This window comes from Bradyrhizobium sp. SZCCT0153 (assembly GCF_018129995.1).
GTDB classification, from domain to species: domain Bacteria; phylum Pseudomonadota; class Alphaproteobacteria; order Rhizobiales; family Xanthobacteraceae; genus Bradyrhizobium; species Bradyrhizobium japonicum_G.
In genome coordinates, this window is record NZ_JAFCKS010000001.1 from 617,351 (window position 1) to 629,886 (window position 12,536).

General features: G+C 65.2%; 15 protein-coding genes. 9 read left to right on the forward strand and 6 right to left on the reverse strand.

Translation table 11 applies throughout. From position 1 onward, the window contains the following. Positions 1 to 164 precede the first annotated feature (164 nt). Positions 165 to 617: a nuclear transport factor 2 family protein gene (locus JQ572_RS03115; protein WP_211381503.1), complete on the reverse strand. Its 453-nt coding sequence runs from the start codon at positions 615 to 617 to the stop codon at positions 165 to 167. Positions 618 to 914: 297 nt separating this feature from the next. Between JQ572_RS03115 and JQ572_RS03120 the strand changes: the two genes are divergently transcribed. From JQ572_RS03120 to JQ572_RS03135, 4 genes are all read left to right on the forward strand, one after another. Further along, a complete protein-coding gene (locus JQ572_RS03120; protein ID WP_211381504.1) occupies positions 915 to 1,157 on the forward strand; it encodes a hypothetical protein in 243 nt (80 codons plus the stop codon). Positions 1,158 to 1,367: 210 nt separating this feature from the next. Further along, positions 1,368 to 1,457, forward strand: a complete 90-nt coding sequence (locus JQ572_RS34950; RefSeq protein WP_249128872.1) for an SEC-C metal-binding domain-containing protein — start codon at positions 1,368 to 1,370, stop codon at positions 1,455 to 1,457. 206 nt (positions 1,458 to 1,663) lie between these two features. After that, positions 1,664 to 2,050 carry a hypothetical protein gene (locus tag JQ572_RS03130; protein ID WP_211381505.1) on the forward strand — a complete coding sequence of 129 codons (387 nt, stop codon included), beginning with the start codon at positions 1,664 to 1,666 and terminating at the stop codon, positions 2,048 to 2,050. Positions 2,051 to 2,057: 7 nt separating this feature from the next. Continuing rightward, the gene (locus JQ572_RS03135) at positions 2,058 to 2,528 is read left to right on the forward strand and encodes a hypothetical protein (RefSeq protein WP_249128800.1); all 471 of its coding nucleotides are present in this window, start codon (positions 2,058 to 2,060) and stop codon (positions 2,526 to 2,528) included. Here JQ572_RS03135 and uvrB read toward each other — a convergent pair. Continuing rightward, entirely contained in the window at positions 2,442 to 5,414 is a 2,973-nt protein-coding gene (gene uvrB, locus JQ572_RS03140) for an excinuclease ABC subunit UvrB (RefSeq protein ID WP_211381506.1), read from the reverse strand. The genes JQ572_RS03135 and uvrB overlap by 87 nt on opposite strands. Before the next feature lie 343 nt (positions 5,415 to 5,757). Here uvrB and JQ572_RS03145 point away from each other — a divergent pair, with 343 nt between their 5' ends. After that, positions 5,758 to 6,999 (forward strand): FRG domain-containing protein, encoded by a 1,242-nt coding sequence (locus tag JQ572_RS03145; RefSeq protein WP_211381507.1) that lies wholly within the window; start codon positions 5,758 to 5,760, stop codon positions 6,997 to 6,999. Between the two features lie 33 nt (positions 7,000 to 7,032). On the opposite strand, the gene JQ572_RS03150 is transcribed toward JQ572_RS03145, so the two are convergent. The 3 genes from JQ572_RS03150 to JQ572_RS03160 form a co-directional block, all read right to left on the reverse strand. Next, a complete protein-coding gene (locus JQ572_RS03150; RefSeq protein WP_211381508.1) occupies positions 7,033 to 7,263 on the reverse strand; it encodes a hypothetical protein in 231 nt (76 codons plus the stop codon). 46 nt (positions 7,264 to 7,309) lie between these two features. Next, positions 7,310 to 7,528: a hypothetical protein gene (locus JQ572_RS03155; protein ID WP_211381509.1), complete on the reverse strand. Its 219-nt coding sequence runs from the start codon at positions 7,526 to 7,528 to the stop codon at positions 7,310 to 7,312. A 118-nt stretch (positions 7,529 to 7,646) separates the two neighbouring features. Beyond that, entirely contained in the window at positions 7,647 to 8,564 is a 918-nt protein-coding gene (locus JQ572_RS03160; RefSeq protein WP_211381510.1) for a LysR substrate-binding domain-containing protein, read from the reverse strand. 166 nt (positions 8,565 to 8,730) lie between these two features. On the opposite strand from JQ572_RS03160, the gene JQ572_RS03165 reads away from it, so the two are divergent. The 3 genes from JQ572_RS03165 (at position 8,731) to JQ572_RS03175 (ending at position 10,611) form a co-directional block, all read left to right on the forward strand. Further along, the gene (locus JQ572_RS03165) at positions 8,731 to 9,510 is read left to right on the forward strand and encodes a sulfite exporter TauE/SafE family protein (protein WP_211381511.1); all 780 of its coding nucleotides are present in this window, start codon (positions 8,731 to 8,733) and stop codon (positions 9,508 to 9,510) included. Beyond that, positions 9,507 to 9,737 carry a hypothetical protein gene (locus tag JQ572_RS03170; RefSeq protein ID WP_211381512.1) on the forward strand — a complete coding sequence of 77 codons (231 nt, stop codon included), beginning with the start codon at positions 9,507 to 9,509 and terminating at the stop codon, positions 9,735 to 9,737. The genes JQ572_RS03165 and JQ572_RS03170 overlap by 4 nt, the downstream gene beginning before the upstream one ends. A 175-nt stretch (positions 9,738 to 9,912) precedes the next feature. After that, entirely contained in the window at positions 9,913 to 10,611 is a 699-nt protein-coding gene (locus tag JQ572_RS03175) for a glutathione S-transferase family protein (RefSeq protein WP_211381513.1), read from the forward strand. Between the two features lie 32 nt (positions 10,612 to 10,643). On the opposite strand, the gene JQ572_RS34955 is transcribed toward JQ572_RS03175, so the two are convergent. After that, positions 10,644 to 10,850: a cysteine-rich CWC family protein gene (locus tag JQ572_RS34955; protein WP_249128801.1), complete on the reverse strand. Its 207-nt coding sequence runs from the start codon at positions 10,848 to 10,850 to the stop codon at positions 10,644 to 10,646. Between the two features lie 115 nt (positions 10,851 to 10,965). On the opposite strand from JQ572_RS34955, the gene JQ572_RS03180 reads away from it, so the two are divergent. Then, positions 10,966 to 12,534, forward strand: coding sequence for a DUF1800 domain-containing protein (locus tag JQ572_RS03180; protein WP_211381514.1), 1,569 nt, complete (start codon positions 10,966 to 10,968; stop codon positions 12,532 to 12,534). Positions 12,535 to 12,536 lie beyond the last annotated feature (2 nt).

Below are 12,536 nucleotides of genomic sequence, written 5' to 3' on the forward strand. Positions count from 1 at the left end.
ACAACCCCGCGCACGGCAAAGTGCCGCGGGGCCGCTCAACTCATTTGTATACGAACAAAATACCAGATTTCGGCCAAAACGCAATTCACGTTTTTGCAATGCACAATTGATCGCAGTGTGTGGGATTTACAATAGAACCCCGTATTTTCCCGGTCCCGGCGGTCCTACGCCCCGTCCGCCGGCGCGCCCACGATCAGCGGCCCGATCTCCCGCTCGAGCACCTGCTGCACCAGATCGTAGGAATCGATGATCTCGCGGATCTGCGAGATCAGCCCGCCGCGCAGCGTGTAGAACACGGCCATGTCGAACTGCACGACGCGGTCGTTGCCGCGCTTCCTGAAATAGGTGTGCATGTAGGTCGCGACCGCGTCGCCCTCGGCGACGATGTGCGGCGTCTTGTAGCGAACCTCCGAATAGCGCGACCAGACCGTCTGCCACAGCGCGCGCAATTCGGCCTTGCCGTGGCGCGGCACCATGTGCGGCAGCACGTCGATCGGCGCGTGCGTGAGGAAGTCGACGTCGTCGGTGCAGCAGGAGAGGGCGGCCTCGATATCGCCGCCCGCAAAGGCGTCGAGCAGATGCAGCACGCGTTGCCTGTTCAGCGATTCGACCGTCATGCTGCTCCCGCCCTCATCGGCTGCGGATTGCCAACGCTATCGTGGGGTATGCCGATCCATCAATCCGCAAAAACACAGGGGGTCATTGCAGCTTATGACGCGCGAGCACAATGCCGCGTTCATGGGGTGCAATTACGGGTTGTGCGCCTGTTCGCGTGCAAGAGTTCGAACAGACGTCGCGTCGGGGAGTGACGTTGCGCGCACACCGGAGGGCGCGCCTTGCCGGGTCTGCGCAAGGGAACCCGGACCCGCCTGCGCTCGTTGATAGCGGGACATCGCATCCGGAGACATCGATCCATGAAATCCCCGCTTCTCGCCGTCACTGCCGCCCTTCTCATGCTCGGCGCAACCTCCGCTGCCAACGCCAAGGGCTGCATCAAGGGCGCCATCGTCGGCGGCGTCGCCGGCCACTATGCCGGCCATCACGGCGTCCTCGGAGCCGCCGCCGGCTGCCTCTACGGCCGGCACCATGCCAATGAGCAGGAGAAGCAGCGGCAACAGCAACAGCAGAGCCAGGTGAACGGGCAGGGCAAGCTGTAACGCTGTCGCCACCTTTCCACGCAGCTCGCGTCGTGGTAGCGAGACGTCGCGGCAACGGGCCGCGCTTCCAACCGATGGAGGGCGTCATGCGCAAGTCTCGCGATCTCGAAAACCTCCCCAGCTTTCAGCATCACGCGTAAGCGGCGGAATTCATTCCCCTCGGAAACCCACGTCAAGCGGGGCAGCCGCGTCGTTCACGGCGACGTCGAGCTGACAGAAAAGCTCGGCCGCAACGACCTCTGCCCTTGCGGTTCCGGACGCAGGTTTCAAGGCCTGTTGCATGACCTCCGGCGCCCATGACGGCTCCAACCGCAAATACTACTTTTAGGGAGTAGCCGTGGAAGCGCGGCGATCGCTCTCAACTCGTCGTTCCGGGGCGCGCGAAAGCGCGAGCCCGGAATCCATCACGCCCCTTGTTCCGCCAGTGAGGAGGGGCGTGACCCACCTCACATCGCCCCGCTACCATCGCGCCTAACGTCATTCCCATGTCATCAGGGAGACGTGCCATGGCCGCCCTCGCCACCGCCAGAAAGTCCCGCCTGCACAACGCGCTCGAAGGCCTCGCGCTGACCGCGACGCTGCAGAGCTTCCCGACCTTCGCCGCCGCCGCCTTCCTGCTCAAGCTGGTCGGCAACCACGACCTCGTCGGCGACCCCGGCGTCGCCATCTTCGTCGCCATCGCCTCGCTCGCCCATGCGATGCTCGCGGTGACGTTCGGCCCGAGCTTCCCCGCAGTCTTCAAGACCGTCTACGAACCCAAATTTTTCGAGGCCCATCTGTCGCTCGCCGACAAGATCACGGCATGGCGCACCCAGCCCGTCGCCTCGCTCCAGCTCGTGACCATCGTGCTGCTGCTGTCGGTGATGGCCGTGGTGACGGCGAGCGTGGGGTGAAGGTGCCATGCTCTTCATCACCGCGCCAAAACCCGGTCCGCTCAACTGGCTCGAAGGTTTTGCGCTAACCTCAATCCTTCAGGGCTTCCCGATCTTCGCCGCCGCATCCCTGATGGTGAAGCTGCTGGGAGTCTACCGCGGCAGCAGTCCCGTGCTCACCATTGCATTGGCGTCGATCTTCTACGGCATTTTCGTCGTCTCGGTCGGATCGGCCTTCCCGAAGGTCAAGAGCGGCTACGAAGCGCAGTTTTTCGACGCCAGCCTGTCCCCCTCCGAGAAGATCGCCCGCTGGCGCGCAAAGCCCGCAACCTCGCTGCAGCTCATGGCATCAGTGGCTGCTGTCGCTGCTGGCGACGATCGCGGGGTGAGGTGCGGACGATGCTCCGCCGCCCTACCTCTTCTTCCACCCGCCCCGTCGCCCCGGCATGCCGCCCGTCGACTTCGGCGCCGGCCCGAACTCCGGGCCCGACTGCCTTGAATCCGTCGGCTGGATGATCCGGCTCTCGCCGCCGAACGGCTTTGACGGCAATGCGCGGTTTTCGCGGTAGGGCAGCGATTCCGGCCCGTGCATCTCGTCGAGATGCGGCTTGTGCACCTTCGAGCCGGTGCCGCCGCCACCACCGCTGGCCTTCAGCGCCGAGCTCACGGTTTTCTTCTTCATGGCGCTGACCGGCAGATTGGCGGCGTCGCCGTATTTCTTACTGCCGGCATAGGCGCCGGCTTTGCCCTGCACGGTGCGCTGCTTGACGGTGGGGTCGTCGACGACGGCAAGCTCGGTCGCGCGCAGGCGCTTGACCTCGTCGCGCAGGCGCGCGGCTTCCTCGAAGTTCAGGTCGGCGGCGGCCTCGCGCATCCGCGTTTCCAGATCGGCGAGCACGGCTTCAAAATTGTGGCCGATCGAGATGACGTCGTCGGTCATGTCGTGGCCGCCGACCTCGACCAGCACGTGGTCGCGCTCGTAGACCGAGTTGAGGATGTCGCCGATCTGCTTCTTCACGCTCTCCGGCGTGATGCCGTTGGCGGTGTTGTACTCGACCTGCTTCTCGCGGCGGCGGTTGGTCTCGGCGATGGCGCGCTCCATCGAGCCCGTCATCTGGTCGGCATAGAGGATCACCTTGCCGTCGACGTTGCGCGCGGCGCGGCCGATGGTCTGGATCAGCGAGGTCTCGCTGCGCAGAAAACCTTCCTTGTCGGCATCGAGAATGGCGACCAGCGCGCATTCGGGAATGTCGAGGCCTTCGCGGAGCAGATTGATGCCGACCAGCGCGTCGAACGCGCCGAGGCGAAGATCCCTGATGATCTCGATGCGCTCGATGGTGTCGATGTCGCTGTGCATGTAGCGGACGCGAATGCCCTGCTCGTGCAGATATTCGGTGAGGTCCTCCGCCATGCGTTTTGTCAGCACGGTGATCAGCGAGCGATAGCCGGCCTGCGCGGTGGCGCGGACCTCGCCGACGAGATCGTCCACTTGCGTGCGGGCGGGGCGGATGTCGACGGGCGGATCGATCAGTCCGGTCGGGCGAATGACCTGCTCGACGAACACGCCGCCGCTCTCGTTGAGCTCCCAGCTGCTCGGCGTCGCCGACACCGCGACGGTCTGCGGCCGCATCATGTCCCACTCCTCGAACCGCAGCGGGCGGTTGTCCATGCAGGAGGGCAGGCGGAAGCCGTATTCGGCCAGCGTCGCCTTGCGGCGGAAGTCGCCTTTGAACATGGCGCCGATCTGCGGCACGGTGACGTGGCTTTCGTCGGCGAACACCAGCGCGTTGTCGGGGACGTATTCGAACAGCGTCGGCGGCGGCTCGCCGGGCAGGCGTCCGGTGAGGTAGCGCGAATAGTTCTCGATGCCGGCGCAGCTTCCGGTCGCCTCCATCATCTCGAGGTCGAAGGTGGTGCGCTGCTCCAGCCGCTGCGCTTCCAAAAGGCGCCCCTGGTCGTGGAGCTGGTCGAGCCGCTGCTTCAATTCGGACTTGATCGACTTGATCGCCTGCACCAGCGTCGGGCGCGGCGTCACATAGTGCGAATTGGCGTACATCTTGATGAATTCGAGCTCGTCCTGCTTGTGGCCGGTGAGCGGATCGAACTCTTCGATGGTCTCGATGATGTCGCCGAACAGATTCACGCGCCAGGCCCGGTCTTCATAGTGCGCCGGGAAAATGTCGATCACGTCGCCCCTGACCCGGAAGGTGCCGCGGGTAAAATCGGCCTGGGTGCGCTTGTACTGCAGCGCGACGAGGTCGGCGATGAGCTGGCGCTGGTCGATGCGCTCGCCCTTCTTCAGTGCGAAGGTCATCGCGGTGTAGGTCTCGACCGAGCCGATACCGTAGATGCAGGAGACCGAGGCGACGATGATGACGTCGTCGCGTTCGAGCAGCGCGCGCGTCGCCGAGTGGCGCATGCGGTCGATCTGCTCGTTGATGGACGAGTCCTTCTCGATATAGGTGTCCGTGCGCGGCACGTAGGCTTCTGGCTGATAGTAGTCGTAATAGCTGACGAAATACTCGACCGCGTTGTCCGGAAAAAAGCTCTTGAACTCGCCATAGAGCTGGGCGGCCAACGTCTTGTTCGGCGCCAGGATGATGGCCGGCCGCTGCGTCGCCTCGATCACCTTTGCCATGGTGTAGGTCTTGCCGGAACCGGTGACGCCGAGCAGCACCTGCGAACGGTCGTTGCGATTGATGCCCTCGACCAGCTCGGCGATCGCGGTCGGCTGGTCGCCGCGCGGCTCGTAGGACGATTTGATCTCGAAGCGCACGCCGCCTTCGGACTTTTCCGGCCGTGGCGGCCGGTGCGGGGTCCACACCTGCATCGAGCCGTCGTTCCCGCGGAACTCCGGCCGGCCCTCGCGGATCAGCGATTCCAGCGCCTCCGCGGTCGCCTTGACGCCGAGTGCTTCCAGCTTGCTGCGCGGTGGGCGGGCGAGCGCCTCGGCGTCGTCCTCCTCGGTGGGAAGACCGAGCTGCCGCGCCAGTTCCGGATCGAGCGTCGGGATCGTGGCCGCGGTGCCGTAATTGGCCTGCGGCGCCTCGCCAAGACCTTCGGCCTCTCCGCCCTTGCGGGGGAGGGTCGGGGAGAGGGGTAAGCCACGCGCCGCGCTGCCCGTCGCCATATCCTGCGGAAACTCCTTCGGCGTCGAGGCCCGCGCGCGATGCGCGGCGGCCTCGCCGCCGGAGCGGCGGTCGCGCGAATTGTCCGGCGGCGGCTGCAGGCCGGTGCCCGATCCAAGCCCGGCATCGCCGCGATTGATCGCGGGATTGAGCAGTTCGGCCAGCGCCGGCCCGATCGGCTGCACGTCAGGCCGATGCGCTTTGGAGTTCGGGGCCTTGGATTTCGGGGATTTTGGGGGAGCAGGTTTCTTCGCCATGACGCGAATATGGGGCGAGTCCGCCTCGCAATAAAGGGCGAATGCCCGTCCCGGGATCAGGCTGCTGACAGCAGGTTGGCAGCAGCGATGAGCGCAGGTGTGCGAACCAAAGTGCGGCGTGTCGCCCGGTCTGAAATTTGGGGCCTCGAGCTCCGTTTCATCGTGCGCTGCCGGGCCCACGCAGCGAAAGTCGCAAACTTCGCGCGGAGCCTCACTAGAGAGCGCTATTGTCAATCAAAACATCCCATGATTGTATATTGCGAGGAACCTTTCCCGAACTCCCTGCGACTGTCGACGGCTTTCACCAAAGTAATTTTGACATCGAATTTTTCAGGAGAGGCGGATGGCACGGCGAGCCAAAACTGCCGTCAAGACTGCCGTCAAGGCTCGTGTAACGAGCGCGCAGACCGATAAGCCCACGAGCGAGCAGCTTGATAAGCAGGTCGATAAGCGTCCCTGGCACCGGGAGCGCGTTCAGAGCTGGACCGAGTTCCAGAGCCGCATCGAGAATTATCTGGATGGCAACTATCTCTTTCGAGGTGTTGCCTCGGTGCGGTTTCCTCTCGTGACCTCCGTCGGCCGTCAGCGAGAGGGCTATGAGTACAGCAAAGTGCGCGAGCAGGCCTTGTTTGACCAGTTCAAGCGCGAAGCGTTGCCGTTCCTGCCGGTCCGGCCCGCCAGCAATTGGGAATGGCTTGCACTTGCTCAACATCATGGCGTGCCAACGCGTCTGCTGGATTGGTCGGAATCGCCCTCCGTGTCCTTGTTCTTCGCAGTGTGGGGAAATGACGAGGAGGATGCCGGTCTCTACATCATCCGTCGGCCGGACGAAGTTAAGGCCAAGGAGTTGGAAGAGCAGTCTCCCTTTGGCGTGACAGATGTCGCCTTCTTCTACCCCGGTTACGTCACGCCGCGGCTGGTCTCGCAACGCGGACTCTTCACGGTTCATCCGAAGCCTGATGAGCCCTATACAAGCGAGGAAATGCGGCAGATCGTGATCGGCAAGGAGTGCAAGGCCGATTTCCGCAGAAAGCTGGACGCCAGCGGCATCCACCATGCGGCAATCATGGCTGACCTCGATGGATTGTCGAGGCGTCTGGTTGCGGTTCAGGGGTATCGCGCGACGCCGCTGTCGCCGACGGCGGTCGTCGTCAGCTCCTCGGCCGGTACGGCACGCGCTGGCACCCTCGCGGCGAGCAATGCGAAGGTCGATGCCTCGTCGCCGAATCTGCGGATCAATCCAAGAGATCCGCAAAAAGGGCAGTGGGGCGGAAAGAGCGCCGATCGTGGTTGGAGAGTTTCGGCGAAGGTGGCCGAAAGCGAGACCGACTGGTTCAGGATCACCCTCACTGTGTCCGCGGCCCGTGGCGCAGGCAAGGTGCTTTCGGGCGATGTCGTATTCCATCTTCACGATTCATTCGCGAAGTCGGTACGCACGGAGCCTGCCCGCAACGGCAAGGCCGTCCTGCAGCTCTGGGCGTACGGCGCCTTCACTGTCGGGATATTGATCAAGCAGGACGGCACGATGCTGGAGATCGATCTTGCCGAACTGAAGGGAGCACCAAAGGTGTTTCGCGAGCGTTGATCTTCGCAAGCGCGTGCGCGGCAGGCTGGAATCTCAGGCCGCCGGCGGCGGCCCCTCGTCGTTCCCGGCCGCCTGATGCGGCTCGAGGATGTCGAGATGGATGCCGCCGCAATCGGTGCAGCGCATGGTCCAGTACTCGCATCCGGCACGGCCGCCGATCACACGGAGCACCGAGAGCTCGCCGTCGCATTCGGGGCATTTCGACAGCACGGTGCGGTCGTAGATCCTCGGCCGCGGCGCGTCTTCGAAATCGATGACTGACATGACCGGTTCCCCCTTTTACGCTGCCTGTCCCTTGCAGTCCGCTCGCTTATGCGTCGTCGGCACGGCGGCGGAAGCGATCGATATGGTGCTTGGCGTCGGCAATCGCGGCGTCGGGGTCCGGCCAGGCGAAGCCGACTTCCATAGCCGGAAACAGCACGCCGTCGATGGCGACGAGGCTGAGATCCGCGCGGCGGATGCGGGCGTGCCAGAGGCCCTTGCCGGCCTCGAAGGATTCGATGTCAAAACCGTCGTAGAGGGTCGTCATGTGTAGTCCCCAGAGTGTCCCGTGTCTTGTTGGAGGGTCAAGGGACCACATCTGCGGATTTCCGGATGTGAAGCCGTTCACAAGCGGCGGGCTTTTTCGCCCGCGGAACCGCTGAATTTCAGTTCCGCGCCGCGCTACGGCCGATCCGCTTGACCGGCCGAGCGGCGGGTTCCGACGCCGCGCGCATGATCCAGCGGCGGAACGCGGCGAAGTCGCGCTGCTCAGTCTGGAAGCTACGATAGAGCAGGTACCAGCGCATGCCCTTGGGCACCGAAAGGTCGAACGGCGCCACCAGCCGGCCGGCGGCAAGATCGTCGTCGATATAGGGCCGGATGCCCATGGCGATGCCGAGGCCGTCGGCGGCGGCCTGGAGCGCCTGGCCGTAGAACTGGAACTCCGGGCCGCGCGCGCTGATCCTTGTGAGGCCTGAAGCCTTCAGCCAGGTCGGCCAGTCCTCCGGCGAATGCTCGACGCGGATCAGGCTGGGGCCCTTGAGGTCGGCCGGGCGCTTCAGGCTCGCGGCGAGGCGAGGCACGCAGACCGGCGTGAGGTCGCCGGCAAACAGGGGCTCGGCGACCAGCCCCGGCCAGTCGCCGGTGCCGAGCTTGATGCCGCAGCTCCAGTCCTCGCCGAACGGCACCGCCGCGCCGCCGGTGGTGAAGCGCACCTCGATGTCGGGCTCCTCGCTGCGAAACTCCGACAGCCGCGGGATCAGCCAGCGCATCGCAAAGGTGTGGCCGACGCCGATGGTGAGCACGCGGACGCCGGACGGCGCCGTCACCTGCGCGGTGAGGCTCGCCAGCGCGTCGAAGATCGGCGTCAGCCCGCTCTGATAGGCGCGGCCGGCCTGCGTCAGCACCAGCTTGTTGGCCTTGCGCTCGAACAGCGCGACGCCGAGCCGTTCTTCCAGGATATGCACCATGCGGCTGACGGCGGCCGCCGATACGCTGAGCTCGAGCCCGGCCGCGGCAAAGCTGCCGGTGCGCGCCGCCGCCTCGAACGCCTTGATGCCGTTGAGAAACAGCAGCCGCCGCAAATGACCACCCTCAGGAAAGCTGATGCCAGGCCAAGATAACTCAGTTTGCGAAGGCAGGGCAAGCGGGGCAGAAATATCGGCGTAATTCCAGCTGATGTGTTGAAGGCCTGGACGAGGGGGCGCGCGCAGCTTGCGTTCCTGACCGGTCCACCACGGGAGAGCCCCCTTGACGCCCATCATGATCGCGGCCCTTGGATTGCTGATGGTCGGCACCGCCTTCCTGTCCGGGCTGTTCGGCATGGCGGGCGGGCTGATCCTGATCGGGGTGCTGCTGGCCCTGATGCCGCTGCCGACCGCGATGGTGCTGCACGCGATCACGCAGATGGCCTCGAACGGCTGGCGCGCGTTTCTGTGGCGCGCGCATATCCGCTGGCGGCCGGTCGCGAACTATATGGTCGGCGCTGCCGTCGCGCTCGCGGCCTGGTCGCTGACCCGCTACGTGCCGGACAAGCCGATGGCGCTGCTGCTGCTCGGCATCACCCCGTTCATGGCGCGGCTGCTGCCCGCGAACATCAAGCCGGATCCCGACCGTCTCTCGCAGGGCGCGGTCTACGGCACGATCTGCATGGGCCTCATGCTGATGACCGGCGTCTCGGGGCCGCTGCTCGACACTTTTTTCCTCGGCGGCGATTTCGGCCGGCGCGAGAAGGTCGCGACCAAGGCGATGTGCCAGCTCGTCAGCCATTTCACCAAGCTGATCTATTTCGGCGGCATCATCGACCAGGCCGCGACGCTCGATCCCGTGCTCGCCGGCGTCGCTGTCCTCGCCTCCATGCTCGGCACGACGCTGGCGCGGCGCATTCTCGAAGCCATGACCGACCAGCAATTCGTGGCCTGGTCGAACAAGCTGATCACCACCATCGCCTGCTACTACATCGCCTATGGCGGCTGGCTGCTGGTTCGCACGCCGGTGCTGGCGGCTTTCGACAAGGGAGGTTTGCAATGAGCGAGACCGCCGATCCGCTGGTGCTGGACTTCGTCGAATGGGTCGCGCGCGAGCCGCGCGCCTATGCCGAGGTGATCGCGACCTGGAAGACCTCGTGCCCGCGCCTCACCATCTGGGAAGACGCCGCCGAGCGCGGCTATGTCGCGCGCGAGACGCTGCCCGGCATCGGGCTGATCATCGCAGTGACACAGGACGGCGAGAAGTTGCTGCGAATGAATGGGCGGTGATGTCTCCACATCATCATTGCGAGCGCGAGCGAAGCAATCCAGAATGGGAGACCCTCACCCTGAGGAGCGCGCATCTTGCGCGCGTCTCGAAGGGCGAGGTCGAGATCGGGCTTTCATCCTTCGAGACGCGCGTTCCGCGCTCCTCAGGATGAGGTCCGGCGGGAGTTGCCTTTCCATGTCGCTCAAGCTCTTCGAACTCGTCGGCACCGACGCCTCGCGCCCGTTCAGCCCGTATTGCTGGCGCGCGCGGATGGCGCTGGCGCACAAGGGGCTTTCGGCGGAATCCCTGCCCTGGCGCTTCACCGAGAAGAGCGCGATCGCGCCGCACGGCTCGGAGAAGGTGCCTGTGCTCCTGCATCACGACAAGCCCGTCGTCGATTCCTGGGCGATCGCGAACTATCTCGAAGACAATTTCCCTGATCGCCCGTCGCTGTTCGGCGGCACGGGCGGCCGCGCCATGGCGCGCATGCTCAACGCCTGGGGCGACATCGCCATCGTCGGCGGCATCTTTCCGCTGATCATCGCCGACATCCCGAAGAATCTGGCGGACGTCGACGCGGACTATTTCCGCAAGTCGCGCGAGGCGCGCTTTGGCGGCAAGACCCTGGAAGAGATCATGGCCAGCCGCGACGCGGCCGTGGTCGCCTTCCGCAAGTCGCTCGAAGTGATGCGGCAGACGCTGAAAAAGCAGCCCTTCATCGGCGGCGATGCGCCGAACTATGCCGACTACATCGTGTTCGGCGGTTTTCAATGGGCGCGGGTGACGAGCCCGTTCAAGCTGCTGGAAGCCGATGATCCGGTGTATGCCTGGCGCGAGAAGCTGCTCGACGCGTTCGATGGCATGGCGCGGAAGTCGCCGGGGCACGCCGTGTAAGCTCGGTTGCTACGATACTGCCCCAGCCCGGATTAAGCTTGCGCTCCATCCGGGCTCCGCGCCGCCTTCCTTAGACATTCCCGGCACAAACAATCCTCGCCCTTGACCGGCATCGGCAGGCGCGCCGTTTCCTCCGCGCACCAGCAGGTCCCCGAAAGATCGCAGCCGAACTCGGTGCCGCAGCGGGAGCAGGCGAGGCGGCGTGGTTCCGGCATTGGAGTTTGTTTCGGATTTGTCATGATTTCCGCAACGGCTTGGCCATCATTTTCATGTCGGGTTCATCTCTCGCTGCGGTATATTATGCGCTGTGCGCAAGCTCGGAAAGCGCTTCAGGACGGCGCGAAGGACAAATCGATGGCCCGCGATTCGCAAGCCGCCCTCGTTGCGCTCAATCGTTTCGGCTTCGGAGCCCGCGGCGGGGCCTCGGGCGATCTCATCAATGCGGCGTCCGATCCGCGCGGCTTCGTGAAGGCGGAGCTCGCGCGTCCCAACGGTGTGCTGCTGGAAGCGCCGGGCCTGCAATCGACGCCGCAGCTCGGGCAGGCCGTGTTCGCCTATCAGGATCAGGTCAAGCAGGCGCGCGAGGCCGCCGCCAAAGCCGGCGCGCCGGCCGAGGCGGCGACGCCGGCCGATCAGAAGCCCGGGCTGCGCCGCAATCTCTCGCTCAATGCAGTCGCAACCGAGATCGCCGGCCAGATGGCCGAGGCCAAGCCGATTGACAACAAGCCGACCGACAATATGGCGAGGCCGGACGCCATGCAGCCCAACGTCGCCGCGCCGCCCGCCGCAAAGCCGGCCCCGCAGCCGCTCAACGTCATCCAGAAGACCTTTCGCGCCGAGGCGCTGGCGCGGTTGCAGCGCGCGACGCTGGTCGAGTGCGGCTTCACCGAGCGTCTCGTCGTGTTCTGGTCGAATCATTTCTGCATCTCCGCGAGCAAGGGTGAGCTGGCGCGAATCTGGGCCGGTGCTTTCGAGCGCGAGGCGATCAGGCCGCACGTGCTCGGGCGTTTCGCCGACATGCTCAAGGCGGTCGAGCAGCATCCGGCGATGCTGTTCTTTCTCGACAACCAGCAATCGCTCGGGCCGGAGTCGCGCGCGGGACAAAATCGCAAGCGCGGGCTCAACGAAAATCTCGCGCGCGAGATCATGGAGCTGCATACGCTCGGCGTCGGCGGCGGCTACACGCAGGAGGACGTCACCTCGCTCGCGCGCATCATCACCGGCTGGACCTTTGCCGGCCGGCAGGGGCAGCTCGGCACACCCGGCTCCTTCGTGTTCAACACCAATGCGCACCAGCCCGGGCCGCAAACGCTGCTCGGCAAGACCTACGAGGCGACGGGGCTGGCGCAGGGCGAAGCCGCGCTCGCCGACATCGCGCGACATCCGTCGACCGCGAATTTCGTCGCCGTCAAATTCGTCCGTCACTTCGTCGCCGACGATCCGCCACCCGCGCTCGTTGCGCGATTGCGCGATGTCTTCGTCAAGACCGACGGCGATCTCAGGGCGATGGCGACGGCGCTCGTCGATTCCGACGAGGCGTGGAAGGCGCCGCTGACCAAGATGCGCAGCCCTTACGATTTCCTGGTCGCGAGCGGCCGGCTGCTCGCGCGCGTGCCGGAGGATCCGGGCGCCTATCTGAACGGTCTCAATCTGCTCGGCCAGCCCATGTGGGCGCCGGCCGGTCCCAATGGCTTCCCTGACACCGCTGCGGCCTGGGCCGCGCCGGAAGGCATCAAGCTCAGGCTCGATATCGCCGCACAGCTCGGCGCGCGCCTCGGTAACAGCATCGATCCGCTCGACCTCCTGGAATTCGCCGCGGCGGATGCGGCATCCATCGAGACGCGGCGGACCATCGAACGCGCGGAGTCGCGGCAGCAGGCGCTGGCGCTGCTGTTGATGTCGCCGGAAATGCAGCGGAGATGATG